The sequence below is a fragment of the Nonomuraea sp. CA-143628 genome (assembly GCF_050942315.1).
Lineage (GTDB): Bacteria > Actinomycetota > Actinomycetes > Streptosporangiales > Streptosporangiaceae > Nonomuraea.
In genome coordinates, this window is the sequence record NZ_CP192072.1 from 9,138,216 (window position 1) to 9,164,805 (window position 26,590).

Genomic DNA, 26,590 nt, shown 5'->3' on the forward strand with positions numbered 1-26,590 from the left:
CCGTGATCAGCTGGGCCGGTTGCCCGTCGGAATCACGATCTTGGTTTGCGCCCCCTTGGTGAGGTAGTACGTGGTCCACTTCTTGACCATCTCGTCGATGAGCCAGGCGGCGGCGGGCACCAGCGGCAGCCCGATCAGACCCTCCCGGAACCGCACCAGTAGCGGCCACGCGGTCTTGATCACCGGGTCCCACAGCGGCTCGTGCCGGATGCCGTTCCAGTCGGCCACCTGGTCGCCGGTGAGGTACCTGGAGAACGCGTTGACGAGAGGTTTGTCAAGGCCACCGGGGCTGGTCAGCTCCGCGAGCATGTCCCGCAGTATGGCGTTGAGCTCCACCCCTTCCGAGGTCGGCCCCATGTTCCTGGGCAGGACCAGATCCGACTGGGTGTAGGAGGATTCCCAGGTGGCGGGGAGGAACTCGTCCCTGATGCCGAGCATGTGCCCCAGCATCTGTACCGAGTGCAGGTACGCCGCGGCCTCGGCGGAGGAGATGCGCACCTGCCACTCCCGCATCCCGCGCATGGAGTAGGTCGCCAGGGTGTGCCACGTGACGAGCATGTCCTCCTGGCTGATCGGGATGGGGCCGGACCAGTGGGGAGAGGACTTCAGCAGGTGCCGCACCGCCGCGTGCACCAGCCGGGTCTTCACGGCCTCGACCACGGCCGTGCCCCCGGCACCCCAGGCGTTCTGGGGTCTGACCGCGTACGCCAGGATGTTCGTCTTGGCGATCCGATCCTTCAGATCCGCACCGCCCGCGGAGTAATAGACGGCGCGCGCCTCCTTGGGGATGGCGGTGGCCAGCATCCCGGCGCCGACGATGGTGAGGACGACGATGTAGTTGCCCTTGAGCGCGTGGAAGCGCCCCGCGGCATCCAGCTTGGCCGGGTCGGCCCACGATGGCAGCTGACGCGCCTGCTCGATGAAGGCCCGCAGATCCTCCGGCAGCCCCGCGGGCAGGGGCTGGTCGTTGCGGTTCCAGTCGTACAGCAGCCGGTTGACCTCGGGTATGGCACCGCGGTCGAGCAGGGAGGCGAGGAGCGGGTCGGCCACGTCGTCCCACACCCATCGGGGGTCGGCGCCGCTGCCGGAACCCGCGATCGAACCACTGGCCGGCCAGCCCCAGTCGCCGAACAGGGAGTCCGCCTGGGCCGGGGAGGCCATCCCTAACGCGCCGAGCGCCCCCAAGGCGGTGCCCGAGATCAGTACTTCGCGCCTGCTCAACTCTGCCATGCTCCGCACTCCTTCGAGGTGGGGGGTTCTGCTCAGGGCACGCGAGAAATGGTTGATACGGAGAAACAGGTCATGAGTCTGTGTATCATCATCAGAGCACAGTGTGACGAGCATCACAAGACCGCGTTTGAGGCAGAATTCCCCTAGGAGGTGACCGTGGAATCTGTGCTGTCCGGATTCATGGCGCCGTCGGACTCCGATTCGCTGCTGGAGCGCGCCTATGTCGATGCCGTCGAGCGCGTCGACGACAGCGACGAGCTACGGGCGCGCATCCTCGACGCGGCGTACGAGCAGTTCTGCCGGATGGGCATCAGGCGCTCTACCATGGAGGACGTCGCCCGGCTGGCGAAGGTGTCGCGGATCACGGTCTACCGCCGGTTCGACACCAAGGACACGCTGATCGAACACGTGGTGCGCCGGGAGTTCCGCCGCTATTTCGACCAGTTCCTCATCGACATAGAACAAGCCGGCACCGCCGCCGACAGGGTAGTGCTGGGCTTCGTAACCTCATTGCGGGCAATTCGCGGCAACCCACTGATCGGCGGACTCATCGCCACGGAACCGGACCTGCTGGTCCCCTCCATGACGGCCGACGGGGGTCAGACCCTCGCCACCGTGCGGCATTTCGTCGCCGGTCAGCTCCGCAGCGAGCAACGCGCGGGCAACGTGTCGAGCGGCCTCGACGTCGACCTCGTGGCCGAGATGATGGTGCGGATCTCCACGTCTTTCCTGACGATCCCCAGCACCATCATCAACCTGGACGACGACGAGGAACTGGCCGCGGTGGCCCGGCGATTCCTCGTGCCCATGCTCGAGCCACCAGCGGCCGGATCCGTCTGAGTAGCGTCTACTCATGCGGCTCACGCAGTGGCCGCTGATAGTGGCCGCATGCAGATCAAGCCGGCAATCCGCTACGCGGTCGCGCTGGTCGTGGCGCTGGCCGGGGTGTTCGTCACCTCGCCACCGGCCACGGCCGAGACGGCCTTCCAACCGCTGACCTTACGCGTGCTCCTGGTGAACTGTGTGGACCCGTGCCGCAACGAGGGCCTGGAGGCCGCGGACGAGAGCGCTCCGGACTTCTACGCCGAGATCACCTTCGACGGGTTCGACACCTACACCACGCCCAGAGCGCCGGACGACCAGGTCCAGGTCGCGCCGAACTGGTCGCTGACCAAGCAGATCCCGACCACCAAGACCGAGCAGAAGATCAGCGTCCTGATCAAGGACCACGACGACACCAGCCCTGACGACTGGGGGGACGCCTCGCCGCGCCACGACGACCCGTACGCGCGCTTCACTGTGAACCTCATCCACGGCACCGTCACCGGCGACCTGACCTCCTCGACGGGCTGCGTGGCGGGCAACGGCGAGCCCGGCGGCGGGATCTTCGGGCCGGACCCGAAGCCCTCGGTCCAGGTCTGCGTGGACATCACGCCGTACCCCAGCGCGGACACCGACGGGGACGGGTTCACCGACTACGAGGAGTACCGGGGCCGGGACTTCAACAACGACAACGTGGTCGACCTGACGCTGCCGGGCGCGGACGCCGAGCGCAGGGACGTCTACGTCGAGGTGGACTGGATGCAGGGCGAGGCCCCGCAGACGGGTGTGCTGCAGGACGTCGAGGGTGTCTTCAACAACGCGCCCGTGATCAACGATCAGCACAGGACGGGCATCGGGCTGCACCTGCTGGCCGACGAGGCGGTACCGCACGTCGCCACGCTGGAGTTCAACGACCATCCCGCCGGCACCCTGGACGACTTCGACGACCTCAAGCTCGGCAACCCGGAGCGGGCGTGCGGCCCCACCGCCACCGGTCACTTCGGCACCGCGCGGGACAGGTCCAGCCCGTTGTGCGAGGACATCATGCTGTTCAAGCGGCTGCACTTCCGGTACGGGATGTTCATCGACTCGCTGCCCACCTTCAACTCGGGAATGGCGGAGCTGGACGAACGCGGCAGCAACGACTTCGTGGTGGCGGTGGACGGCCTCGGGTCCTCGCTGATCAACACCCTCGGGGGCAGGAAGGTGGCCGAGGAGTCGACGTTCCTGCACGAGCTGGGCCACACGCTCGGCCTGGGGCACGGCGGCCGCTTCGACAACGGTGACCTCGACCGGCACAACTGCAAGCCCAACTACCTGAGCGTGATGAACTACCTGTACCAGTTCCCCGACGTCGACACCACGCGCCCGCTGGACCTGGCCACGGTCGCCACGGACACGCTGACGGAGAACGGCGGGCTCGACGAGATCAGGTCGCCCGCGCTCGCTCGGGCCGGCTCGCGGCTGATCGTCCACGGCGTGGGCGGCAAGCCCGCCAACCACCCGGCGAACAAGGCCATCCATTGGGCCGGCGAGGACGGCTCCTACTCCGACCACGCCACCGAGGACGTCAACTTCATCCCCGTCTACGGCCCTGAATGCGCCACCGCCAGCCCCGGCGACACGCTGCTCAGCCACACCGATTGGGACCGGCTCCAGTTCAACTTCACCAGCAGCAGATACTTCTCCGAGGGCGCGCACGGTCAGGCCATCGACGAGCTCAGCGCGGCGGACCTGGAGCGCGTCCATTCCATCGACCTGGCCGTGACCAAGACCGTGGACAAGAGCGACGCCCAGGCTGGCGACACGCTCACCTACACCGTGCGAGGCACGAACAAGTCCGCCAACGAGGCCTCCTCGGTCACCCTCACCGACACGCCGCCGAGCGGCGAGCCGATCACGAGGGCGGTCAGCGCCCTGCCCGCCACCGAAACCTTCACCTACCAGGTTCCCTGTACGGCGGTGGACGGCAGCACGCTCACCAACACCGTGAAGATCTCCGGCCGCAACGCCGCCGGCGAGCCCGAGGTCGAGACGACCCTGGCGGACAACACCGCCACCGCTTCGACCACCGCCCACGCCCCGGTCCTGACCCTGTCGCAGACCGCGACGCCGTCGGCCGAGCCCGGGGAGGCGATCACGTACACGCTGGCGTACCGCAACACCGGCAGCGCCCAGGCGACCGGCGCCACGCTGACCCAGACGCTGCCCGCCGACCTGTACTACAGCCAGGCCCTGGACAAGGGCTCCGGCCCGCGCCCGGGCACGGTCACCCGCAACGCCGACGGCACCACCACGCTGACCTGGACCGTGGGCGCCCTCGCCCCGGACGCCACGGGAAGCGTCACCGTCACCGCCCGGCCGAGCCTGCTGACCCCGCCGGGACCGCTGACCGTCCAGGCCGCCCTGCGGTACGGCGGGCAGAACGGCTGCGCGTTCACCCCCGCCACCGCCCAGGCCACCACCCAGGTCACCGAACCGGCTCCCACCAAGAACCCGCAGCTCACCGCGGTCTGGGCGCTGCGCGGTGACCTTCGTACCCCTGAGGTGCTGGCCCGCGTCCAGGCGACGGACACCCGATTCGACGGGGCCGACGGCAGCACCCCGGACGGGGCGCTGTCCCAGGCGGAGGCCACGGCCGTCCTGACGCTGCCGGTTCTGCAGCCGCGCACGCTGCGGGCCGAACTGCTGGCCACCACGCTCAACCTGGCCACTCACCGGATCAACGCCGGCACGGCCATCCGCACGATCACCATCGAACGGCTCGGCCTCCACACGGTCGCCGACGCCTACCGCTTCACGGCGGCCACCCTGGCGCTGCCCGTCCTGCCGAACGCGATCCGCTACACCGACAACACACTGGCCCTGACCGAGATCAACTCCAACCTCGCCGAACGATATTGACCGCCTCTCGCGTCGGCCCCGGCGCTTCGCCGGGGCCGCGCCCGCGCTTGCCGACCGCCATCCGGTACTGCGGCCTTCAGGCGGGCCTCGCCAGGGCGTGCAGACCGGCGGCGGCCAGCGGCGCGACCGCCTGGCCGACGGATTCGAAGCCCGATCCCCGCGTCATGCCGCGCTGGAAGCGGGCGTGGATCCCTTCCGCGATGACGGCGATCTTGAAGTAGCCGAGACCGAGATAGAAGTCGAGCCGGCCGAGGTCGCGGCCACTGATCGTGGCGTATCGCTGGGCGAGTTCGGCCGGCGGGGGCAGGCGGTCGCTGGTGGAGGCCGCTGCGCCGCCGATGACGGGGGCGAACGCCGGATCCGCGTACACAAGGTGCAGTCCCAGGTCGGCCAGCGGGTCGCCGAGCGTGGCCATCTCCCAGTCCACCACCGCCCTGATCTGGGCGGGGTCCTGGTGGGAGAGGATGGCGTTGTCGATGCGATAGTCGCCGTGGACGATCGAGCCGCCGCTCTCCTCGGGGCACGCCTCGGCCAGCCGCGCGTGCAGCCGCTCGATGTCGGCCAGGGGGCGGGTCCGGACCCGTTGCCACTGGTCGTGCCAGCGCCGCACCTGCCTGGCCAGGTAGCCGTGGGGACGGCCGAAGGCCCCCAGCCCGACGGCCTCGGCATCGACCGCGTGCAAGCGGGCCAGCACCTCGAGCAGGCTGTCCGCGCATCGGGCGATATCGCCCTGGGACAGGGTGAGCAACTCGTCCGTAGTCCGGATCACGGTCCCTTCTACGTGCTCGACCACCGAGAAGGGCACGCCCAGCACCTCGGCATCGGCCAGGGCGACCGCGCGTGCGACCGGGACGTGGCTGCCGGCCAGGGCCTCGACGACGCGGTACTCGCGGCCCATGTCGTGTGCCGACGGTGTGAGCGCGCCCAGCGGCGGACGGCGCAGCACCCACTTGTGCCGGCCGTCGCCGAGCAGGTACGTCAGGTTCGACCGCCCGCCATGGAGCAACTCGGCGGTGAGGCGACCGGCGAAGCCGGGCACGCGCTCGGCGAAGAACCTTTCGAGCGCGGGAAGATCCAGGCCGTCGAGCGCGGACCGGTCAGTGTCCGTCATCGCGCCGCCTCCACGTCCCGCCAGTCTTCACGCCGGTCATCGCGCCGCCGCCGCGTCGTGGCGGCGCAGGACGCGCCTGGCGATGGCCCAGCGGTGAGTCTCCGACGACCCGTCATAGATCCTGAACGGGCGCACCTCCCGCAGGTAGCGGCTCAGCAGAACGTCGCCCGAGATGCCGAGGGCGCCACAGATCTGCACGGCACGATCGACGACGCGCCAGATCGCCTCCGCGCAGAAGGTCTTGGCGACGGCGGTGGACTGCGACGCGCTGTGGCCTTGATCGAGCTCCCAGCACGCCCGCAGGATGAGGCCACGGGACGCGGCGATGTCGATCTCGTTGTCGGCGATCATCTGCTGGACCATGCCGAGCTCGCCCAGCCGCGACCCGAACAGCCGGCGCTCCGCGGCCCGCGCCACCGCGATGTCCTGCGCCCGTCGCGCGATGCCCAGCCAGCGCATGCAGTGCGTCATGCGGGCCGGGCCGAGCCTGACCTGGGCGTAGCGGAAGCCCTCGTCGACCTCGCCGAGTATCGCGTCCTCCCCCACCACGCAGCCGTCGAAGACCAGCTCGACGTGGCCTCCGTACAGGCTCTCGTCGAGGGTGTCGATGTGCCGGACCGTCTTCATCCCGGGGTTGTCGCCGTCGACCAGGAACATCGTCGCGCCGCCCGCCTCGCCCGGTTGCCCGGAGGTCCTGGCCATGCAGATCGCGAAGCCCGCCCCGTCAGCGCCGGTGATGAACCACTTGTGGCCGTCGATACGCCATCCGTCGGCCGTACGCGTGGCACGCGTGGTGAGGGCGCTCGGATCCGAGCCCGCGCCCGGGGCGGGCTCGGTCATCGCGAAGCACGAGCGGACCTCGCCCGCGGCGAGTGGCCGCAGGTAACGTTCCTTCTGCTCGTCGGTGGCGATGGCCTCAAGCATGTGCATGTTTCCCTCGTCGGGCGCCGCGATGTTCAGCGCGAGCGGTCCGAGCAGGGAGTAGCCGGCCTCCTCGAACACGGCGGCCCGGCCGCGCATGTCGAGCCCGAGCCCGCCGTACTCCCGCGCGACGTGCGGGGCGAAGACACCGGCCTCCTTCGCGGCCTGCTGCAGCGTCCTGCGGACCTCCTCCGACCGCGCGACGCCGTGTTGCTCCTCCTCGACCGGAATCACCGCCTCGCGAATGAACGTCGCGGTGCGCCGGGCGACGTCGGCGACATCTGGTTCGGGGGCAAGGTCGACGGCCATGGGGTCTCCCATCTGGCTAATGAGCGTTAGCCGAACCGTAGCCTCTGGCGGTGGCAATGCGCCATCATTGCAGCTAACCAATGTTAGCCGAGGAGTCGATGTGGACCGGGTCGAGCACATTCGTTCGGTGGCGCTGGAGTTGTTCGCCGACAAGGGGTACGAGGCCACCACGATGGCCGACATCGGCGAAGCGGTGGGGATACGCGCGCCCAGCCTGTACAAGCACGTCGCCTCCAAGCAGGAGTTGCTCGCCCAGATCATGGAGGCGACGATGCGCGAACTGCTCGCCGCCAACCGCGCCGCGGTCGCGACCACGACCGACCCCGTCGAGCGCCTGCGGCGGGCGACCGAGGCCCACGTCCGCTATCACGCCCGGCACCGGCTTGAGGCGTTCGTCGGCAACCGGGAGATCCGCAGTCTCACCGAACCGCATCGCGGCCGGGTGCTGGAGCTTCGCACCGAGTACGAGACCCGGTTTCGTGATCTCGTACAGGCGGGATCGCGACAGGGGGTTTTCGCCGTGGCCTCGGCGCGGTTGGCGTCGTACGCGATCCTCGACCTCGGCATGGGCTTGGCGGCCTGGTATCGAGAAGACGGCGAGCACGGCGAGGACGCCGTCGTGTGGCAGTACAGCGAGTTCGCCCTCCGTCTCGTCGGTGCGGGAGGGCCTGCTCTTGAATTGAATTGAGTTTGGTCTATTGTGGCACGCGAGACGCCTGGCAGTCCGCTGAGCAGCAGGGACCGATGGAGGAGAGCCGCGTGCGCGCAGAAGCAGAAGCCGTCGATCTGCTGATCATCGGCGCCGGCATGGCTGGGCTGACGGCTGGTGCGCGAGCCGTGCGCGACGGTCTGTCGGTGTTGATCGCCGAGATCGGCGGCGACGTCGGCGGATCGGCGCGCTTCGCCGGGTACGCGTGGACCGCTCCCAGCCACGAGATCATGGATCAGCACAATCCGCGCGGAGAGGCCGCGCTGAAACGCGCCCTGGTGGACCGGTTCGCCGACGGCGTCTCCTGGATCCGCTCCATCGGCGTCGAGACCGGGGACGAGCAGGGAATTCTCAGTTTCGGCCGCGGGCATCGGTTCGACACCAACCACTACCTCGACACCTGCCGCCGGCTCATCCTCCAGGGCGGCGGCGAGCTGCTGCTCGACACCGACACCGAACGTCTGGTGACGGAGAACGGTGTCGTGGCCGGGGCGGAGCTGAGGTCGGCCGACGGCACGCGGAAAACGGTGCGGGCTCGCTCGACGCTCATCGCGACCGGCGGGTTCCAGGGCGACCTCGCGCTCCGTACCGCCCACGTGCACCCGCGAGCCGACCGTATGGAGCTGCGCTCGAATCCACACAGCCGTGGTGGCGGCTACCGCCTGGCCACCCAGGCCGGCGCGGCCACCGGTCACGAGGACGCCGGCTTCTACGGTCACCTCATCCCCAGCGGCATCCCCTTCGCCGATCCGGCGGACTTCGTCGACCTGTCGCTGTACTACAGCGAGCACGCGCTCCTGTTCAACCTGAACAACGAACGGTTCACGGACGAGACGCTGGGCGATCACCTCACCACCATGGCGTTGCTGGAGCAGCCCGGAAGCCGCGGCCTGCTCGTCGCCGACGCCCGGGTGTTCCGTGACTGGATCGTCGGCTCCTATGTCGAGGGCGCCGTCGCCGTCGACAAGTTCGCCCTGGCCAGCAGGCGGGGCGGTCGCGTCGGGCTCGCCCAGGACCTGGACGAGCTGGCCTTCCTGCCCGAGGAATGGGGCTACCACGGCAAGGCCGTCCGCGACGGCGTCGAGCTCTTCAACCAGCGCGCCTCGGCGGGGCTCGACCTGCGGCCCGGCCGCGAGCTGGACCGCCTGCCACTCGACGAGCCGCCGTACTACGTCATCGAGGCGGTGCCGGCCATCACGTTCCCGTTCCACGGCGTGCGCGTCGACGACCGCGCCCGCGTCCTGGGCGAGGACGGCGAGCCGATCGGCGGGCTGCTCGCGGCGGGGTCGGACGTCGGCGGTTTGTGGAACCGCGCGTACGCGGGCGGCATCGCCGCGGCTCTCGTCTTCGGCCTGACCGCCGCCGACACGGCCACCGAGACAACCGGCAGAACCGCCACCGGCGCAGCCACCGAGACAACCGGCCAAGCCGCCGCTGGCGCGGCCACCAGCGCCGCCGACGCCTAGAAGACTTCAGGAAGACGCTTAGAAGGAGCCCCATGACCACCGACACCCCCCTGCTCGACGCGTGGTTCGCCACGATGGACTCCGACGAGCCAGAACGCGTGCTCACGAAGATCACTGACGACTTCGAGATGTCCGTGGTGTTCTCCAAGGGCGGCGGGCAGACCGCCGAGTTCCGCGGCGACCGTGCGGGCCTGGTCGGCTATCTCGAACAACGCGAGAAGAACGCGCTGGTCCATCACCTGGTCCGGGCCACGGCCGTCGGCGACGTCGAGCTGGGGTTGGGGACGGTGACGCGAGACGGACGGTTCGAGGCGTCGTTCAACGTGACCGCGCTCGTGGACCCCGCCTCAGGTAAGTGCCGGCGGCTGCTGATCTGCCGTACGCCGGAAATAGCCTTCCCCATGAGCGACCAGTGAGTGGCATGAGCAGGTTCGAGGGGGCGGTCGCGCTGGTCACCGGAGGCGGGTCCGGGATCGGAGCCGCGGTCGTACAACAGCTGGATCGCGAGCGGTGCGCCGCGGTCTACGTGGCGGACGTCAACGAGGTCGGAGCGCGTACGGTGGCCGTCACGACCAGGTCCGGCCGCCCGGTCGCCCTGGACGTCACCGTCGCCGCCGATGTGGAGGCGCAGGTCGAACGGATCGTCGCGGCACACGGCCGGCTGGACGTCGTCGTGAACACCGCGGGGGTCGACGATCCACGCGCCAAGGAGCGGATCCTGGCCGCCCAGCAGTCGGGCGAGCCCCTTGACGTGTTCCGGCACCTGGAGGACGAACAGTGGCGCCGGGTCATGGCGATCAATCTCGACGGGTCATTCCATGTCCTGCGGGCCGCGGTGCGGGCGATGATCCCGGCCGGTCGCGGCGCCGTCGTCATGGTGGGGTCGTCGGCGGCCTTCGACACGCTGGTGGGCTACGCCCACTACGCCGCGTCCAAGGCGGGCGTGCACGCGCTCGCGCAGTCGGTGGCCAAGGAGGCGGCGGCCTTCGGGGTACGGGTCAACGTGGTCGCGCCGGGTCCCGTGGACACCCCTATGGCGGCTCGGACCCCGGCGGCCGTCCGGCAGGCGATGGCGGCCTCAGGGCCGATCGGGTACGCCTCACCCGAGGAGCTGGCGGACAACATCCTGTACCTCGCCTCCCCCGCCGCATCGAACGTGGTGGGCGCCGTGCTGCTCAGCAACGGCGGCCGGTTCACGGTCTGAGGACCGCAGTTTCGCATTGAGATCGACAGAGGAGATCGCCGTGAAAGCTCGACTGTCCGGCCGCGTGGCACTGGTGACCGGCGCGACCGGCGGGATCGGGGAGGCCGTCGTCCGGCGGTTCGCCGAGGAGGACGCGACGGTCGTGATCACCGATGTGGACGCCGAACGTTGTGAAGAGGCCGCCGACCAGCTCACGAAGGCGGGCGGACGGGCCATCGGCCTCGGCCTCGACGTCACCGACGAGGGCGCCTGGGAAGCGGTCGTGAACGAGGTGGCCGAACGGCTCGGCGGCATCTCCGTGCTGGTCAACAACGCCGGCATCGCCAAGATGACGGACGTGGAGACGGAGACGCTGGAGACGTGGGAAGCCGTCGTCGCGGTCACCCAGCGCGGGGTCTGGCTCGGGATGAAGCACGCCGGCCCGGTGATCGAGCGTTCCGGCGGGGGGTCGATCGTCAACGTCTCGTCGATATTCGGCGCTGTCGGCGGATTCGGCGGCCAGTTCTCCTACCACGCCGCCAAGGGCGCGGTCCGGCTGATGACCAAGAACGCGGCGCTGCACTGGGCGCAGCGTGGGGTCAGGGTCAACTCGCTGCATCCGGGATTCATCGAGACCCCGCTGTCACGCAAGCTCTGGCGGGGTACGCCCAGGCTCGACCTGATGCTCGACAACACGCCGATGGGGCGGCTGGGCCGTACCGACGAGGTGGCGAACGCCGCGCTCTTCCTGGCCTGCGACGAGTCGAGCTTCGTCACCGGCTCCGAGCTGTACGTCGACGGCGGCTACACCGCCCGCTGAGCTCCAGGACGCGCGGCGGCTACACCGCCCGCTGAGCCCCGGGACCGCACGGTGCCGCACCACCCGCTGAGCTTCCGGGACCGCACAGCGGCCGCACCGCCCGCTGTGTCCCAGGACAGTACGACGGCGCGGTCGATCACTCCGCGTCGCCGTCCACGCGCGTGTACTCGCTCACGCCGCCGTCGACCGTGACGATCACCTGTCCGCGCGCCGCGAGAACGTCGAGGTGCGCGACCGTCTCGTTGACCGCGAGCATCTGGTTGAAGTCGTCCAGGCTCGCGAACGACACCTCGCGCCGGGTCCAGGTCAATTGCCGCGCCACCGCGTACGCGTTCAGCGTCCGGTCGCCAAGGGCCCGCAGCGCCTGCGCCAGTCGTACATCGTGGTGGGTCAGCAGTTCGGCGACGCGCGCGTGGGCGCTCCCGGTGACCGGGCCGTGCGCGGGCAGCAGCCGCGCGTCGGCGAAGCAGGTCATCAGCCGCAGCGAGGCGAGATAGTCCGCCAGCGGAAACCCGGGGTCGCCGAGCTCGAAGCCGATGGACGGCGTGATGTGCGGCAGCACGTGGTCACCGGAGAACAGCAGGCCCGCCGCCTCGTCCAGGTACACCACGTGTCCCCTGGTGTGGCCGGGGGTGGGGATGACGCGCAGGCTCCTGCGGCCGAGGTCGAGGACGCCCGCGCCGATCCAGCCGTCCGGCGCCTCCCAGTCGCTTTCGGCGAAGAGGCCGTAGTCCAGGCGGGAGAGCCGGTCGGCGAGGTCGCCCGCGCCGCCGTGGCGGAGCACCTCCAGGGAGGTGACCGGCACGTTGCTGCGCACCTCGCCCAGCGTGTCCAGGCCGGGTCGCTCGCCGGCGCCGAGGTACACCCGCGACCCCAGGAGCCGGCGCAACGCCACCGCCTGCGTGTAGTGGTCGCGATGGATGTGGGTGACGAAGATCTTCGTGATCCGGCCGAGGTCGTGCCCCAGTGACGCCATGGCCTGCTCAAGGACATGACGGGATTCGGGCAGCGCCCAGCCGCCGTCGATCATGACGATGCCGTCGTCCTCTTCGAGCAGATAGACGTTGACGGCGCGCAGACCGTCTCCGGGAAGCGGCAGCGGGACGCGGTGCACGCCGGGCCGGATCGTCTCCGCTCCGGCCTCGGCCCACTGGCCGCTCCGGGCCGGCGCTCTCACGCCTCCGCCTTGCCCGCCGGGCTGGGCAGGCGGGCGAGCAGGTCACGGGCGAGGTCGCGGGCGCCCGCCCGGGAGATCTTGCCGACCGTGGTCTGCGGCAGCGCGTCGACGGCGAACACCAGCTCGGGCCACTTGGTCTTGGAAAGTCCGACGCTCCGCAGATGCCGGGTGATCTCCTCGAGCCCGATCCCGTCTCCGTCGGTGAGGGTCACCAGCGCGGCCACCCGTTCGCCGAGGATCTCGTCGGGGACCGGCACCACGCAGACTTGCCATATGCCCGGGTGGGTCGCGACGGCGCGCTCCACCTCGGTGACGTCGATGTTGCGTCCGCCCCGGATGATCACGTCCTTCTCCCGGCCCATGACGCTGACGGTCCCGTCCTCGTTGGCCATCATGAGATCGCCGGTGGGGAAGAACCCGTCCGCGGTGAGCGCCGGCGGCTCCGGCCTGCCCTCGTGCGCGTACCCGAGGAACAGTGACGGCCCGCGGACCTGGGCCCGGCCGACCTCTCCCCGCGGCACCTGGCGACCGTCCGGGCCGACCATCCGCAGCTCCGTGCCGGGGAACGGGCGCCCGTCACGGCCGAGCCGGATCTCCACCGGCTCCTCCGGCGACGGCGAGGTGTGGCCCAGGCACTCCGACATCCCGAACACCCGCAGGATCCTGGTGCCCAGCGACTCCTCGGCACGGGCGAGGGCCCCGACGTCCATCGGACCGCCGCCGACCGTCATCGAACGCACGCCCTGGAGCGCCCGCGATCCGGCGGCGGTCGCGCCGAGCTGGAGCGCCATGGTCGGCACGCACATGGTCCACCGCACCCGCGTCGCGGCCATCCGGGTCAGCGCCGTGGCGGGGTCCCACCTGCTCCACAGCACCAGCGGGCCCGCCAGCGTCAGAGCCATGAAGACGCCGAAGCAGTACGCCGCGGTCGAGGACAGCGGCACGAGCGCCGCGACCGCGTCCCCTTGGCTCAGGCCGTTGACGGCGATGGTCCGCGAGCAGGCGTAGCGCAGGGCGTCCTCGGACTGGACCACTCCCTTGGGCCGCCCCGTCGAGCCGGAGGTCAGCCCGATCAGCGAGCCACCGGACCACCGCGAGACGTCCCGCGGCCCGCCGTCCGACCACACCCCCCAGCCGTCCCAGACGCCCCCGGCCGCGGGCACGGACCACTCCGCGAGAGCGGACGGTTCGGCCACCATGGCGTCGGGCCGGATGTCCTCGAAGGCCGCAGCGAACTCGGCGGCGGTCGTGTGGCGGTTGACCACCGCCAGCACGCCCCCGCTCATCCCCACGGCCAGGGTCGCCGCGACGGTCCGCCAGGAGTTGTCGGCCTGCAGGAGCACGGTCCCGGCGCCGCCGCCCAGGGATTCGGCGAGCCGCGTGGCGCGGGCGAGCAGGTCCCGCGCCGTGTGCTCGCCCGAATCGTCGATGACGGCGACGAAGTCCGACTCCTCGGCCCGACGCCGGAACTCACTCACCAGTTGCCGCATTCGGCCCCTTCCACAATCAGCTGGTGAACATCTCCAGCTCGGTCCCCATCACCGCGATCCGGCGGCCCCTCATGTCGCCGACCTGGGCGACCGCCGCCGCCCACTCGGGGCTGTCCAAAGCCTTACGGAGATCTTCCGGGCTGTCGAAGCTCAGCACCGACATCCCGTCCCACCCTTCGGACCGGCTTCCCAGCGCCGCCTCTATCTCGGTGTGCCGCCACGCCCGCAGGCCCGGCAGCCGACGGGTGAGCTCCGCGTGGTCATTCCGCCACCAGGCGATGAACCGGTCGTGGGTCCACTCCGGCGGTCGCGCGGCCAGAAGCACGAGGTTGTACATGCCATCACTCCGATCCGGGCGCCGCCGGCCAGTCCAGCAGCTCGAACGAGGTCGTGAAGAACGACTGGTAACGCAGCATCCGCCCGTTGGCCGACACCACGGCGGCGGAGTGGAACGCTCCGGTGGGCCTGCCCGACTCGGTGACCACCCCGTAGACCATCTCAACGTTCCCGTCGACCGCCGAGCGCAGGACGTTGTGCACGCGTTCGACCGCTTCGCGGCCGGTGATGTACCGGGCGAAGTCCTCCTTGGACTGCCCGCTCACCTGCCCGCCGGGAAGGGCGAGCAGGAAACGGAAGTCCGGCTCCACGTACTCGAGCGCCTTCTCCGGGTTCTGGCCGTCCATGCGGGCCATGTACTCAAGCAGCACCATATGTACATCCTTCCTGGTCTCAGCGGTCCGGCGGGGTGAAGAAGTCGCCCTCAGAGACGAACTGGCCGCCCTTCACGACCACTTTCTGCACCGCGCGGGTGCCCAGGTGGTTGGCCGCGCTGAAGTTCATGACGGGCGCGACACCGGGGTCGATGTTGCCCGCCTTCTCGTACGCCGCGACGAGCGACTGCGAGGTGACCGGACCCTGGACGGTCTGCGCGATCTGGACGAACACCTTGGCGGCGGTCCACCCCCACAGGGCGATGAAGTCCGCGGGCTGTTTCGGCTCGTACTTGGCCATCGCGTCGCGGAACTCCTTGACGGCCGGATCCTCGTCGCTGGGTACCTTGACCAGTTGGACCGCCTTGAAGCCCTCGGCGGCGTCACCCGCGAGGGTGAGCGTGGAGGCCGCGGCGGTGGGCGCGTACCCGTACGTCGGCACCGACAGGCCCTGCAGCTTGGCCTCCTTGAGGAAGGCCGCGGCCTCCGGCGAGGCGAGGATGACGATCACCGCGTCGGGTTTCTTGGCCTTCACCTGCGTGATCGTCGGGCTCCAGTCGGTGGACTGGAACTTCACCGACAGCAGTTCGGCGGTGCTGCCCGGGCTGACCTTCTGCAGGACGGGCCCCACCTGCTTGGCCACGTTGACGAACGCGGCGGGGTCGCTGTGCACCACCAGCACCTTCTTGGCGCCGTCCTCCGCCGCCCAGGCCGCCAGGGCCGCCGCCTGGTCCTCATAGAGGGTCTGGGTGCCGAACAGGCCGGGACGCGGCGGCGTGTACCAGGTGGCGGCCCCGCCCAGCTCGTTGAGGATCGGCACCTTCGACTGCTGCAGGACGAACGGGAAGCTCGCCTCGCCCTGCGCGGTGCCGTTGGCGGCGACGATGGCCACGACCTTCTCCTGGCCGATCAGCTCCCGGGCGATCTGCACGGTCTGCTGCGGGTCGAAGGCGTTGTCCTTGACGATCCAGTTGATCTTGCGGCCGTTGACGCCGCCCTTGTCGTTGATCATCTTGAAGTACGCGTCGGCGCCCGCGCGCTGCGGGACGCCGGAGGCCGCCACGGCACCCGTAAGGGGATACCAGGCGCCGATCTTGATCTCTTTGTCGCTCGCGGCGCTGGAGCCGCCCCCGCCGCAGGCGCCCACGGCAAGGACGAGGGCCGCGACGCAGGTGGTGAGAAGGTGTGTGGAACGGAGGCGCATGACGTTCTCCCACAACTGAGTTCAGTTCAGTTTACGAGACTGTATCGCCGCGCTCACCATGGGGCAATAGCGGAATGCCGGGAAAAGGAAACATCGGGCGCGCGACTCGCCCCAGGCCCGGAACAGAGCGACCGGCACGACCTTAGGCGCAGGTCGTGCCGGTCATTGTGGCCAGCGTTACGGCGCGACCATCCGCACGCAGCAGTCTTCGGTCAGCTCGCTCACGGAGGACAACGTCACCAGGCCCTTGGGGCGATACCAGCGCCAGACGCTCACGATCATGCCGAGCATGTTCAGGGCCAGCGTGTGCGCGTCACGGCGCGCGAAGACCCCCTCGGCCATCCCGCGCTCCAGCAACTCGGTCCAGGCCGCCTCGATGCCGTGCACGAGCTCGCGAGCCGCGAGCCGCTCGGCCTCCTCCTTCTTGGAGTTGCGGGGCACCGCGAGAATGGCCAGGTTGTTCTGCAGGATCCGCATCTGCAGCACATTCTGCTCGGACACCGCGTACGCCGAACGCACCGCCGCCCGCAAGGCCTCCATCGAGTCGGGCTGATCGGCGGTCGCCTTCGTGAACATCTCCAGCGAACGCTGGAGCTCAAGCCGCATGATCGTGAGCAGGCAATGCGCCTTCGACTCGAAGTAGTGATAGAGCGCGGTCTGCCCGATCCCCACCTGATCGGCGACCACCGACCACTTGGTGGCCTCGTAGCCGGTCTTACCGAAGTTCTTGACCGCGGCCGCCAGGATCGCCCGCCGCTTGGAACGGGGGCTTTCGTCCGGCTCGACGATCTTCGTCGCCTTCATCACCGCACCCCCCATGTATGCGCCTGGGAAACGTCGCGGCCCGGCCGGCCGCTGCCGCCGACCTGACTTGAACTCGGTTCTAGTTTCATTCCCCGTCATCTTACCCATCGAAGGTGCTCGCGCGTCCCGGTTGTCGGTCAAGCGACCGCTACACCCGCCATTAGCGCTGGCAAGGGTGGCCCGGCCGTTCGGCGGACCAGTCCATGGGCTGGGAGAGGCCACCGCTCGTCGGGGTGACCGCACTGGCTGCCGTACGGAAGCATTCTGCGGGCAGGAGCGGCAGGCTCACCGAGGACGACCCGCGTCGCACTTGGTAGACGCCACCGGGCACCGTGGCCTGCGCCGGCGCGGTGAGCGCGCACGGAAGGACGTTGGCGCCCGCGCAAGCGGCGGCGGGGGTCTGGGTGGTGAGCGTGAGGCGAACGGAATGTCCGGGGCGCACCGCCCAGAGGCGCGGGTGGAGCGCTATGTCGAAACGGGTGACCTCGCCCGGTGTCAGGTAGCTGTCGCCGGTCTGCCGGGTGTAGGGGCGGATGATCGTCCCGTCGCGGTCACGCCAGGTCTTCCCGGGATCGAGGGCGCGCTGGCTGCCGAGCACCGCCCCGAACGTGATGGGCGCCGCCGTCCCGTCCGGTGCGACGTCGGAGAGGGTGGCGATCAGCTCGAGGTTGGTGTTGCTGGAACTGGCGTACACGGCCGCGCTGACGGGTCCCGCCAGGGTGGCGCCGTCGGCGAGAGGAGGCGTCGAGTAGGTGAGCGTGCCGCCCGCCGCGTCCGGCGCGGCCCACGCGATCGGGTCGCCGCCCTCGGCCGACCGGGTGGGCTTGAGCGCCCCGTTCGCGTGGAGGTAGTACGTGGTGTAGTCGGTGACGATCGGGTATCGTGCCGCGTTGACCCAGCGGTCGGTCCGCAGTTCGTACAGGTGCATCGGGGTGCCCGTCCGGTCGATGCCGGTGTTGGCGTGCTTCAACCACGTGTCGTACCACTCGAGCATGATGGTGTTGTCGAGCCCCTGACCGTGCCCCCAAGGGCCGACGATGATCTGATAGCGCCCGGTCACCGGCTGGCCGGGATCCATCGCGGCCTGGACGGGGCGGTCGTGGTAGGCGTTCTGCAACCCCGTGTAGAACTCGGTCGCGCCTCGAATGACCACGTCGTCCCATCCGCTCCACAGCAGGGCGGGGATGTCGTTGTCCACGATGTCCTGGGCGAAGGTGATGGGCTGGCGCGAACGCCAGAAGTCACGGTTGTAGGCGGCGTCGCCTCCGCTCTCGATCTCCGTGACCAGGCCGGCGAAGAAGGACTTCGCCGAGGGGGTGTCGCCGACGGAGGCGGCCGCGCGCTTGAGGAACGGGAAGTCCCCCGTCAGGATCCCGTCCACCAGGAATGTCTCGCGCAGGTAGTCCTGCGCGGTGCAGGTGGGGATGATCGTCTTCAGGGGCGAGCCGCGGCCGATGCCGGCGGCGGTGTAGAGCTGGGTCTCCCCGGCGTAGGAGCAGCCGTATCCACCGACGACGCCGTTGGAGCCGTCCAGTTCACGGGCGGCCCAGTAGACGGTCCGGACGCCGTCGCGGTGGTCGCGGGCCGACACGTAGCCGAACTCGCCACCGGACGTCCCGGTCCCCCGTGACCGGACGGTCGCGAAGATGTATCCGTACGGGACGAAGAACGGATTGACCGCGTCCGTGTACGGCGTCTGCTGCAGGATCACCGGGAACCGGCCGGAGGCGCGCCGCCCGGTCGCCGGATCCGTCGGATAGGCGACCGTGGCCGTGAGGGTCACGCCGTCGTCCATCCGGACGGGAACGTCCGAGACGACCGTGGTGCCGTAGCGGGCGGGTCCCGGCTCCCATCGCCCGCCCGGCCATGGAGTGGGCGCCTGCCGGTCGGCCCGTGCGGGGGCCTGACCCCCGGCGAGCAGGACCGCGGCGAGCACGCCCGCGAGGACGACGGACCAGGCCCGCCGATGCCAAGATGTGGCCATCTCGCACCTTCCCGAACTGAATTCACTTGATCTAAGAAGCAGTGTGCGACAGGAGCGGTCCTGTACGCCAGAGCTGAATTCAATTAGGGTTCGCTGGTAGTCATCCACGAGGAGGCCTCCCATGCCGTTCGTACTCATCCATGGCGCCGGCTTCGGCGCGAACTGCTGGGACGAGCTGATCCCCCATCTGAACGCCGAGGCGCTGGCCGTCGACCTTCCCGGCCGTGGCACGCGCGCCGGAGCCGACCTGCGCACGGTCACCCTCGCCGACTGCGCCGAAGCCGTCCGCGAGGACGTCGAGGCGAAGGACCTGCGCGACATCGTGCTGGTCGGTCACTCCTTCGCCGGGGTCACCGTGCCACGCGTGCTGGACCTCGTGCCGGAGCGGATCCGGGCCGTCGTTCTCGTGTCGGCCGTCGTGCCTCCCGACCGCTCACGGGTGCTCGACCAGATCGATCCGGGCGTACGGGACCTGGTCGAGCGGTCCATCGCCGGTGGCGTCTACCACCAGACCCGCGAGGGGGCCGCCGCGATGCTGTGCGACGACATGGACGAGGCGACCACCACGGCGACCCTGGACCGGCTGATCGACGACTCGGCCGCGCTGCTGAGCGAGGTCGTGGACCTGAGCGGCTACCACCGCGCGATCCGGCGCACGTACGTGCACCTCACCCGGGACCTGTGCTACGTCGAGGAGCTGCAGCAACGATCCATCGCGCTGCTCCGCCCGGAGGTCGTCGATCTCGACACCGGGCACATGGCGATGATCAGCGCGCCGGACAGGCTCGCCGCCATCCTCAACGCCGTCCACGGCTGATCACATCCGTTCGATGATCGTGGCGTTGGCCATGCCGCCTCCCTCGCACATCGTCTGCAGGCCGTAGCGTCCCCCGGTGCGCCGCAACTGGTGCACCAGGGTCGTCATCAGCCGCGCCCCGGTGGCGCCCAGCGGGTGGCCGAGCGCGATCGCTCCCCCGAACGCGTTGGTCCGCTCGGGCGCCGCCCCGATCTCCTTGCGCCAGGCCAGCACCACCGACGCGAACGCCTCGTTGATCTCGATCAGATCGATGTCGCCGATGGACAGACCAGCACGATCCAGGATCTTCTCGGTGGCCGGGATGGGCCCGGTGAGCATGTAGATCGGGTCCGAGCCGACGACGGCCATGCTGTGGACCCGGGCCAGCGGCGTGAGCCCGTAGCGGCGCACCGCGTCCTGCGAGGCGACGAGCAACGCGGCGGCGCCGTCCGAGATCTGGCTCGACACCGCGGCGGTCAGCCGGCCGCCCTCGCTGAGGGTCCTCAGCCCCGCCATCTTCTCCAAGCTGGTGTCGCCCCGCGGCCCCTCGTCGGCCTCCAGGCCGAACGCGGGCACGACCTCCTCGCCGAAAACCCCGTCCGACCATGCCGCGACCGCGCGCCGATGACTGTCCAGGGCGAAATGCTCCATGTCCAGCCGCGAGACGTCCCACTTTCGCGCGATCAGCTCGGCGCCACGAAACTGCGACACCTCCTCCTCGCCGAAGCGAGCCCGCCAGCCCGCCCCGTCGTACGGCGCGCCCATGCCCTCACGCTCCCCCAGGACGGCCGGGCTTGAGATGGGCACCAGACTCATGACCTCGACGCCGCCGGCGACGACGAGGTCGGCGGTGCCGGACATGACGGCCTGGGCGGCGAAGTGGACGGCCTGCTGCGACGAGCCGCACTGCCGGTCGATGGTGGTGCCGGGCACGTGCTGGGGCAGCCCGGCGGTCAGCCATGACGTACGGGCGATGTTGCCCGTCTGCGCGCCGATCTGGCCGACGCAGCCGAAGAAGACGTCATCGACGGCCCCGGGGTCGATCCCGGTGCGGGCGATGAGCGAACGCATCACGTGGGCGCCCAGGTCGGCGGGGTGAACCCCGCTCAGCGCCCCGTTGCGGCGTCCGACAGGGGTACGGACGGCATCGACGATGAAGGCTTCGGCCACAATGATCCACTCCGGTCAGTCAATAAGGGAGATAAGGGAAAGGTCTGGCGGCTCGGGTCACAGGCCGCGCTGCTCGGTGCCGCCCAGGAAGCGAGCGGGGCGCTTGCCCAGGAAGGCGGCCACGCCCTCCTCCCCTTCGGGGGAGGTCGCCGCCGAGGCCAGAGCGCGGGCCTCACGGTCCAGGTGCGCGTCGAGGTCGCTGGACAGCGCGTCGGACACCAGCCGCCGGGTCGCGCCGAAGGCGCCGGTCGCCCCCCGCGCGAGCGTGGCGGCCACCCGCCGAGCCTCTGCCGGCAGCCGCTCGGCGGCCACCACGGTCGTCACGAGCCCCATGTCGGCCGCTTCCCGCGCGGAGATCCGGCGGTTGGTGAGCAGCAGGTCCAGCGCCCGCTTGGGACCGACCAGCCGAGGCAGCGACCAGGTCACCCCGGCGTCCGGCGAGTAGCCGATGCCGGTGTAGGCGAGCGTGAACGTCGCGTCGTCCGCCGCGATGGTGAGGTCCGCGGCGGCGGCCAGTCCGACTCCGGCACCGGCGACGGCTCCCTGCACCTGCGCGACGAGCGGCGCGTCCATCGTGGCGAAGATCCGCAACGCTCCGTGCAGCGCGTCCGTCACCTCGATCAGGTGCTCCTCCAGCGCTCTTCCCCGCAGACCGGAGAACTCGCGCAGATCGCCGCCGACGCAGAAGGCTCGCCCCGCGCCGCGCAGCAGAACCGCCCGGACGTTCTCGCTCAGGCAGACCTGGGCGGCGTTCCGCAGCTCGCGCGCCAGATCCAGATCGATGGCGTTGCCGCGCTCGCCCCGGCACAGGACGATGTCCGCCACCCCGTCCAGGACCTCCACCGTGACACTCTTCTCGCCGACACTCTTCTCGCCGACGCTCATCTAGCCGTCCAGCCGCCGTCTACGACCAGAACCTGTCCGGTGCAGTACGAGGAGGCGTCCGAGGCGAGGAAGAGCAGGGCGCCGTCGAGCTCGGCGGGATCCCCGCCACGGCCCAGCATCGTGTTCCTCTCGACCCACCGACTGGACCGAGCGTCGGCGAACAGCTCCTCGGTCATCTCGGATCGGAACCAGCCCGGCGCCAGCGCGTTGACCCGCACGCCGGCCTGACCCCACTGGCCGGCCAGCTCGCGAGTCAGCCCCACCAGCCCCGCCTTGGAGGCCGCGTAGCTCGCGCCGCCCATCGGGGCCGCCGACACCAGGCCCAGGATGGAGGCGACGTTCACGATGCTGCGGCCGGTGCCGGACGTCGCGGCCATGAGGTTGGCCATATGGAACGGAGCGACCAGGTTCACGGCGAGAACGTCGGCGAAGTCCTGCGAGCTCTCGTCCTCGGCGCGGGTTCCGCCCGCGACACCGGCGTTGTTGATCAGGACGTCGAACCGGCCGGTCTCCGCCACGGCGGTCGCGACCAGCCGTTCGCGATCGTCTTCGCGGCTGACGTCGCAGGCCACCGGGTGGATACGGGGATCACCGGCCGCCAGCTCCGCCAGCCGGTCGGCCCGCCTGGCCGCCGCGAACACGGTCGCCCCGGAGGCGGCCAGGACCGCCGCGAATCGGGCCCCGAGTCCGGAGGAGGCCCCGGTGACCACGGCCGTCCGCCCGCTCAGGGAGAACAGGTGGTCGATCACCCGTCGACCCCGATCGGCAGAGCCAGCGCGCCGCCGTCGATGACGAGGGTCTGGCCGGTGATCCAGGAGGAGGCGTCCGAGGCCAGGAAGAGCGCCGCGCTCGCCACGTCCTCGGGCGTGCCCAGCCGCCGCAGCGGCAGCTTCGCGGTGAGAATGGGCTCGCGCGCCTCCCAGACGGCCCGCGCCAGCTCGGTCTTGATCAGTCCCGGTGCGATGGCGTTGACGCGCGCCTTGGGGCCGAGCTCGTAGGCGAGCTGCCGAGTCATGTGGATCATGGCGGCCTTGGTGGCGTTGTAGTAGCCGATGTGCGGGTCGACGATCAGCCCGCCCACCGAGGCGATGTTGACGACGGCGCCTCCGTGTTCGGCCATCGAGGCGTTCCAGGCGCATCGGGTCCAGGCGATCATCCCGTACTGGTTGACCCGCACCGTCTTCTCCGCGCGGGGCAGGTCGAGGTCGAGCAGGTCGCCGTGGTACGGGTTGGTGGCGGCGTTGTTGACCAGGACGTCCACCCGGCCGTAGCGCTCCATCGTCTCGTCGATGCAGCGCTGTGCCTGCTCCGGCTCGCCGGCGTTGGCCACGACCGTGTGCACGTCCCCGCCCGCCTCGGTGCGCAGCAGCTCGGCACGGGCGCCGGCCAGCCCCTCCGCCTTGCGCGCGGCGATGACCACGTGCGCTCCCGCGGCCCGGTAGGCGTGCGCGATGGCCAGCCCGATGCCGCGGGACCCACCGGTGATCACCGCTGTCCGGCCGTCGAGCTCGTTCATGCCGCCCCCTTGTTTCGGTATTTGGCCAGTTCCTGGCGGGCGACGGTACGCAGGTGGACCTCGTCGGGCCCGTCGGCGATGCGCAGCGCCCTGGTGATCGCGAACAGCCGGGCCAGGACGGTGTCGTCGCTGACCCCGGCCGCGCCGAACGCCTGGACGGCCCGGTCCACCACCCGGTGCGCCGTCTCCAGCGCCGCCACCTTGATGGCCGCGACCTCCATGCGGGCCGCGGAGTTGCCGACGGTGTCCATCAGCCACGCGGACTTGAGCACCAGCAGCCGCACCTGTTCGACCTCGATGCGGCTGCGCCCGATCCATTCGCGCACGACGCCCTGGTCGGCCAGCGGGCCGCCGAACGCCTCGCGGTCGAGCACGCGACGGCACATGAGCGCGAGGGCCCGTTCGGCGAACCCGACCGCGCGCATGGCGTAGTGCATCCGCCCTGGTCCGAGCCGCCCTTGGGCGAGCGCGAAGCCGTCGCCCTCGCCGCCGAGCAGGTTGGCGGCGGGTACGCGTACGTCCTCGAAGAGCACGTCACCGTGCCCGAGCCGGTCGGTGTAGCCGAACATGGGCAGGTCTCGCAGCACCGTGATGCCGGGGGTGTCCCGGGGGACGAGCAACATGCTCTGGCGCCGGTACGGGTCGGCGTCCGGGTCGGTCACCCCCATGAGGATGATCAGCTTGCAGTCCGGGTCGAGGATACCCGAGGTGTACCACTTGTGGCCGTTGACCAGGTAGCTGTCGCCGTCGCGGGTGATCCTGGTGCGCAGGTTCCGGGGGTCGGAGCTGGCCACGTCGGGCTCGGTCATGGCGAAGCACGACCGTATCTCGGCCGCCAGCAACGGGCGCAGCCACCGCTCCTGCTGCTCGGGGGTGCCGAACAGGGCCAGCAGCTCCATGTTCCCGGTGTCCGGGGCGGAGCAGTTGAACACCTCCGGCCCGAAGACGCAGCCGCCGGCCAGTTCGGCGAGCGGCGCGTACTCCAGGTTCGTCAGGTTGGCACCCCAGTCGCCGTGGGACATGAACAGGTTCCACAGGCCCTCGGCGCGCGCCTTCTCCTTGAGTTCGAGCATCACGGGGGGCAGGGCGTGCGGGTCGCCGGCGGTGGCGAGCTGCCGGTCGTAGACGGGTTCGGCGGGGTAGACGTGCTGCTCCATGAAGGACCGCATCCGAGTCTGGAGCTCGCGTGCGCGGGGCGAGTAGGCGAAATCCACTTATGTCCCTAGAAAGTCGTGCGCTGTGCGGATCATGGCGGCGATGGTCGGCGGCAGGCGTTCCTGGTCGGGGTCGTGGATCCGGCCCTCGCGGTGCCGCCGCAGGTTGTGGCCCATGATCGCGGCCATCTTCATCCGGCCGAGCGCGCGGAACCAGTCGAAGCGGGGCAGCGGCGCGGCGCCCGCGAGGTAGGCGTCCAGCAGCTCCGCCTCGGTGGGCAGTCCGGGCAGTTCCCTGCCCAGCGAGGGGAAGTTGCGGTGGTCGGCGAACAGCAGGAACCAGGCCAGGTCCGTACGCGGGTCGCCGACGCTCCAGATCTCCCAGTCGACGACGGCCGCCGCCTCCCGCGCCCGGTACAGGACGTTGCCGAGCCGGAAGTCGCCGTGCACCAGGACCGGCGGCAGATCGGCCGGCACGTCCTGGGCGAGCCGGTGGAGCAGGTCGTCGGATCCGGGGCGCAGCTCGGCGGGAACGGCGCGCATCGTGCGGCTCCACTGGCCGAGCTCGGCGACCGCGTCGCGAGGCGGTGGCGCGTCCAGCGTCAGGGAGGCGACGTCGAGATCGTGCAGCCGCCGCAGGACGCGGGCGGCTTCCAGCATGCGGGCGCGGGCCAGCTCCGGAGTGAGATCGTGCTCGTCGAGCACCGGTTCCGCGGCCTCACCGGGGACGAACTCCATGGCGAACCAAGCCGGTCGCCGCTCGTCGACCGCCACCACCTCCGGGACGGGCACCGCCGTACCGGCCAGCGCCTGGAGCACCCGGGCCTGGCGGAGCATGTCGTTGCGGCCCACCGGCCGCTCGGCGGGCGGAACCGCCTTGACGACGTGCTTGCGCTCTCCCACCGTGACCACGTAGGTGAGTCCGGAGTGGCCGCCGGCGAGCGTCTCCAGCGGGCCCACCCGCTGCCCGGGGAACGCGCCGGCGACCCGGTCGGCCAGGTCTGGCGAAGCGAGGTCGGCGGTCATCGTACGGGCTCCTTGGGCAGGCCGAGCACCCGCTCGGACAGGATGGTGCGCTGGATCTCGTCGGTCCCGCCGGCGATGCTGTAGCCGGGCGCGCCCAGCAGGTGCTCGGTCCAGGCGAAGGTGCCCCACTCCCCGGTGTCGGCGACCAGGCGCGGCCCGAGGAGTTGCAGGACCAGGTCGCTGGTGCGGCGCATGGTCTCGGTGGCGTAGAGCTTGCCCACCGACGCCTCGGCTCCCGGTTCACGGCCGGAGACCAGCGCCGCGGTCACGCGCAGGCCGATGAGGCGCTGGACGAGCGTGCGTACGTACAGGTCGGCCGCGAGGTTCTGCTCGTGGCCGGTGAGCGGCCGCGGCAGGTGCCGGGCCAGCTCGACGGCGCGGTCGGCGTTGTCCAGGCCGAGGGCGCCGGAGTCGAGCCGTTCGGCGGCCAGCACCGTCAGGGTGACCCGCCATCCCTCGCCGACGGGGCCCAGCCGATAGGTGTCGGGGACGACGACGCCGTCGAGGTATACCTCGTTGAAGCTGATCCCGCCGGTCATCTGCCGGATGGGGCGAATGGTGACGCCCGGGGCGTCCATCGGAACCATGAACACCGTGATGCCCGCGTGTTTGCGCACGTCAGGATCGGTACGGCAGACGGCCACGCCCCAGGACGCGACCGTCGCCCCCGAGGTCCACACCTTGTGCCCGTCGAGCACCCAGGTGTCGCCGTCGCGAACCGCCCGCGTACGGACCGCGGCCAGATCGGACCCGGCCTCGGTCTCGGAGAACAGCTGGCAGGCCAGCTCGTCCGCGCGCAGCATCGGCCTGATCCAGCGCTCCCGCTGCTCCGGCGTGCCCCAGATCCGGACGGCCGGGGCCACCAGTTGCTGGGTGACCGGGAAGATCTCGGTGCGGCGCGGGACGTCGAAGGCGGCCTCCTCCTGCCGGTAGAGCTGCTCGTAGAACACGGGCAGGCCGCGTCCGCCGAACTCGGCCGGCCAGCTCAGCGCGCCCCAGCCCGCCTCGAACCGGGTCACCTCCCAGGCTCGGATCCGTTCGGTGTGCTCGCGCTCCTCCTGTTCGGACCAGTTCTCGAACACCGCGACCGAGTCGTCGCCGGTGCCCCAGGCACCGTTCGCCCGCCGCGGCCGGGCGACCGACGCGAGCCAGTCGCGGGCCTCTGCCCTGAACTTCTCAGATGCCGGACTATCGCTCAT

The 26,590-nt window shown here is 70.4% G+C and carries 25 protein-coding genes; 8 read left to right on the forward strand and 17 right to left on the reverse strand.

Annotated features, from left to right (window positions below):
* Nucleotides 1-6: 6 nt before the first annotated feature.
* The gene (locus ACQP2T_RS41635) at nt 7-1,230 is read right to left on the reverse strand and encodes an oxygenase MpaB family protein (RefSeq protein WP_433510342.1); all 1,224 of its coding nucleotides are present in this window, start codon (nt 1,228-1,230) and stop codon (nt 7-9) included.
* 156 nt (nt 1,231-1,386) lie between these two features.
* On the opposite strand from ACQP2T_RS41635, the gene ACQP2T_RS41640 reads away from it, so the two are divergent.
* On the forward strand, nt 1,387-2,070 hold the full coding sequence (locus ACQP2T_RS41640) for a TetR/AcrR family transcriptional regulator (protein ID WP_433510343.1): 684 nt from the start codon (nt 1,387-1,389) through the stop codon (nt 2,068-2,070).
* Nucleotides 2,071-2,118: 48 nt separating this feature from the next.
* Nucleotides 2,119-4,956 carry a hypothetical protein gene (locus tag ACQP2T_RS41645; RefSeq protein WP_433510344.1) on the forward strand — a complete coding sequence of 946 codons (2,838 nt, stop codon included), beginning with the start codon at nt 2,119-2,121 and terminating at the stop codon, nt 4,954-4,956.
* Nucleotides 4,957-5,032: 76 nt separating this feature from the next.
* On the opposite strand, the gene ACQP2T_RS41650 is transcribed toward ACQP2T_RS41645, so the two are convergent.
* Both ACQP2T_RS41650 and ACQP2T_RS41655 read right to left on the reverse strand, forming a co-directional pair.
* Complete coding sequence (locus ACQP2T_RS41650; RefSeq protein ID WP_433510345.1) at nt 5,033-6,067, reverse strand: phosphotransferase family protein; 1,035 nt, start codon at nt 6,065-6,067, stop codon at nt 5,033-5,035.
* 36 nt (nt 6,068-6,103) lie between these two features.
* The gene (locus ACQP2T_RS41655; RefSeq protein ID WP_433510346.1) at nt 6,104-7,297 is read right to left on the reverse strand and encodes an acyl-CoA dehydrogenase family protein; all 1,194 of its coding nucleotides are present in this window, start codon (nt 7,295-7,297) and stop codon (nt 6,104-6,106) included.
* Nucleotides 7,298-7,397: 100 nt separating this feature from the next.
* Between ACQP2T_RS41655 and ACQP2T_RS41660 the strand changes: the two genes are divergently transcribed.
* The 5 genes from ACQP2T_RS41660 to ACQP2T_RS41680 all read left to right on the forward strand — a co-directional run bounded on the left by ACQP2T_RS41660 (nt 7,398) and on the right by ACQP2T_RS41680 (nt 11,475).
* Nucleotides 7,398-7,985 (forward strand): TetR/AcrR family transcriptional regulator, encoded by a 588-nt coding sequence (locus ACQP2T_RS41660; protein WP_433510347.1) that lies wholly within the window; start codon nt 7,398-7,400, stop codon nt 7,983-7,985.
* A gap of 71 nt (nt 7,986-8,056) precedes the next feature.
* A complete protein-coding gene (locus ACQP2T_RS41665) occupies nt 8,057-9,472 on the forward strand; it encodes an FAD-dependent oxidoreductase (RefSeq protein WP_433510348.1) in 1,416 nt (471 codons plus the stop codon).
* A gap of 32 nt (nt 9,473-9,504) precedes the next feature.
* Nucleotides 9,505-9,888 (forward strand): hypothetical protein, encoded by a 384-nt coding sequence (locus ACQP2T_RS41670; RefSeq protein ID WP_433510349.1) that lies wholly within the window; start codon nt 9,505-9,507, stop codon nt 9,886-9,888.
* Nucleotides 9,889-9,893: 5 nt separating this feature from the next.
* Complete coding sequence (locus ACQP2T_RS41675) at nt 9,894-10,676, forward strand: SDR family NAD(P)-dependent oxidoreductase (protein WP_433510350.1); 783 nt, start codon at nt 9,894-9,896, stop codon at nt 10,674-10,676.
* Nucleotides 10,677-10,716: 40 nt separating this feature from the next.
* Nucleotides 10,717-11,475: an SDR family NAD(P)-dependent oxidoreductase gene (locus tag ACQP2T_RS41680; protein ID WP_433510351.1), complete on the forward strand. Its 759-nt coding sequence runs from the start codon at nt 10,717-10,719 to the stop codon at nt 11,473-11,475.
* Nucleotides 11,476-11,611: 136 nt separating this feature from the next.
* Here ACQP2T_RS41680 and ACQP2T_RS41685 read toward each other — a convergent pair whose 3' ends face one another.
* From ACQP2T_RS41685 to ACQP2T_RS41715, 7 genes are all read right to left on the reverse strand, one after another.
* On the reverse strand, nt 11,612-12,652 hold the full coding sequence (locus ACQP2T_RS41685) for an MBL fold metallo-hydrolase (protein ID WP_433510352.1): 1,041 nt from the start codon (nt 12,650-12,652) through the stop codon (nt 11,612-11,614).
* Nucleotides 12,649-14,142 carry a class I adenylate-forming enzyme family protein gene (locus ACQP2T_RS41690; protein WP_433510353.1) on the reverse strand — a complete coding sequence of 498 codons (1,494 nt, stop codon included), beginning with the start codon at nt 14,140-14,142 and terminating at the stop codon, nt 12,649-12,651. Before ACQP2T_RS41690 ends, ACQP2T_RS41685 begins: the two co-directional genes overlap by 4 nt.
* A 16-nt stretch (nt 14,143-14,158) precedes the next feature.
* Nucleotides 14,159-14,479 (reverse strand): EthD family reductase, encoded by a 321-nt coding sequence (locus ACQP2T_RS41695; RefSeq protein ID WP_433510354.1) that lies wholly within the window; start codon nt 14,477-14,479, stop codon nt 14,159-14,161.
* Nucleotides 14,480-14,483: 4 nt separating this feature from the next.
* Entirely contained in the window at nt 14,484-14,852 is a 369-nt protein-coding gene (locus ACQP2T_RS41700) for a hypothetical protein (protein ID WP_433510355.1), read from the reverse strand.
* 19 nt (nt 14,853-14,871) lie between these two features.
* Complete coding sequence (locus tag ACQP2T_RS41705; protein WP_433510356.1) at nt 14,872-16,056, reverse strand: ABC transporter substrate-binding protein; 1,185 nt, start codon at nt 16,054-16,056, stop codon at nt 14,872-14,874.
* A 177-nt stretch (nt 16,057-16,233) separates the two neighbouring features.
* A complete protein-coding gene (locus tag ACQP2T_RS41710) occupies nt 16,234-16,860 on the reverse strand; it encodes a TetR/AcrR family transcriptional regulator (protein ID WP_433510357.1) in 627 nt (208 codons plus the stop codon).
* Between the two features lie 160 nt (nt 16,861-17,020).
* On the reverse strand, nt 17,021-18,844 hold the full coding sequence (locus ACQP2T_RS41715; RefSeq protein ID WP_433510358.1) for a CocE/NonD family hydrolase: 1,824 nt from the start codon (nt 18,842-18,844) through the stop codon (nt 17,021-17,023).
* Between the two features lie 121 nt (nt 18,845-18,965).
* Here ACQP2T_RS41715 and ACQP2T_RS41720 point away from each other — a divergent pair, with 121 nt between their 5' ends.
* On the forward strand, nt 18,966-19,661 hold the full coding sequence (locus ACQP2T_RS41720; protein WP_433510359.1) for an alpha/beta fold hydrolase: 696 nt from the start codon (nt 18,966-18,968) through the stop codon (nt 19,659-19,661).
* Here ACQP2T_RS41720 and ACQP2T_RS41725 read toward each other — a convergent pair whose 3' ends face one another.
* Genes ACQP2T_RS41725 through ACQP2T_RS41755 form a run of 7 tightly spaced genes read right to left on the reverse strand, consistent with a single transcriptional unit; the run spans nt 19,662 to nt 26,590 of the window.
* Nucleotides 19,662-20,810 carry an acetyl-CoA C-acetyltransferase gene (locus tag ACQP2T_RS41725; protein WP_433510360.1) on the reverse strand — a complete coding sequence of 383 codons (1,149 nt, stop codon included), beginning with the start codon at nt 20,808-20,810 and terminating at the stop codon, nt 19,662-19,664.
* Nucleotides 20,811-20,867: 57 nt separating this feature from the next.
* On the reverse strand, nt 20,868-21,695 hold the full coding sequence (locus ACQP2T_RS41730) for an enoyl-CoA hydratase/isomerase family protein (RefSeq protein WP_433510361.1): 828 nt from the start codon (nt 21,693-21,695) through the stop codon (nt 20,868-20,870).
* A complete protein-coding gene (locus ACQP2T_RS41735) occupies nt 21,692-22,444 on the reverse strand; it encodes an SDR family NAD(P)-dependent oxidoreductase (protein WP_433510362.1) in 753 nt (250 codons plus the stop codon). Before ACQP2T_RS41735 ends, ACQP2T_RS41730 begins: the two co-directional genes overlap by 4 nt.
* Complete coding sequence (locus tag ACQP2T_RS41740) at nt 22,441-23,211, reverse strand: SDR family oxidoreductase (RefSeq protein ID WP_433510363.1); 771 nt, start codon at nt 23,209-23,211, stop codon at nt 22,441-22,443. Before ACQP2T_RS41740 ends, ACQP2T_RS41735 begins: the two co-directional genes overlap by 4 nt.
* Nucleotides 23,208-24,425 carry an acyl-CoA dehydrogenase family protein gene (locus ACQP2T_RS41745; RefSeq protein WP_433510364.1) on the reverse strand — a complete coding sequence of 406 codons (1,218 nt, stop codon included), beginning with the start codon at nt 24,423-24,425 and terminating at the stop codon, nt 23,208-23,210. The genes ACQP2T_RS41740 and ACQP2T_RS41745 overlap by 4 nt, the downstream gene beginning before the upstream one ends.
* The gene (locus ACQP2T_RS41750; protein ID WP_433510365.1) at nt 24,426-25,391 is read right to left on the reverse strand and encodes a phosphotransferase family protein; all 966 of its coding nucleotides are present in this window, start codon (nt 25,389-25,391) and stop codon (nt 24,426-24,428) included. It abuts the gene before it with no gap.
* A complete protein-coding gene (locus ACQP2T_RS41755; protein WP_433510366.1) occupies nt 25,388-26,590 on the reverse strand; it encodes an acyl-CoA dehydrogenase family protein in 1,203 nt (400 codons plus the stop codon). Before ACQP2T_RS41755 ends, ACQP2T_RS41750 begins: the two co-directional genes overlap by 4 nt.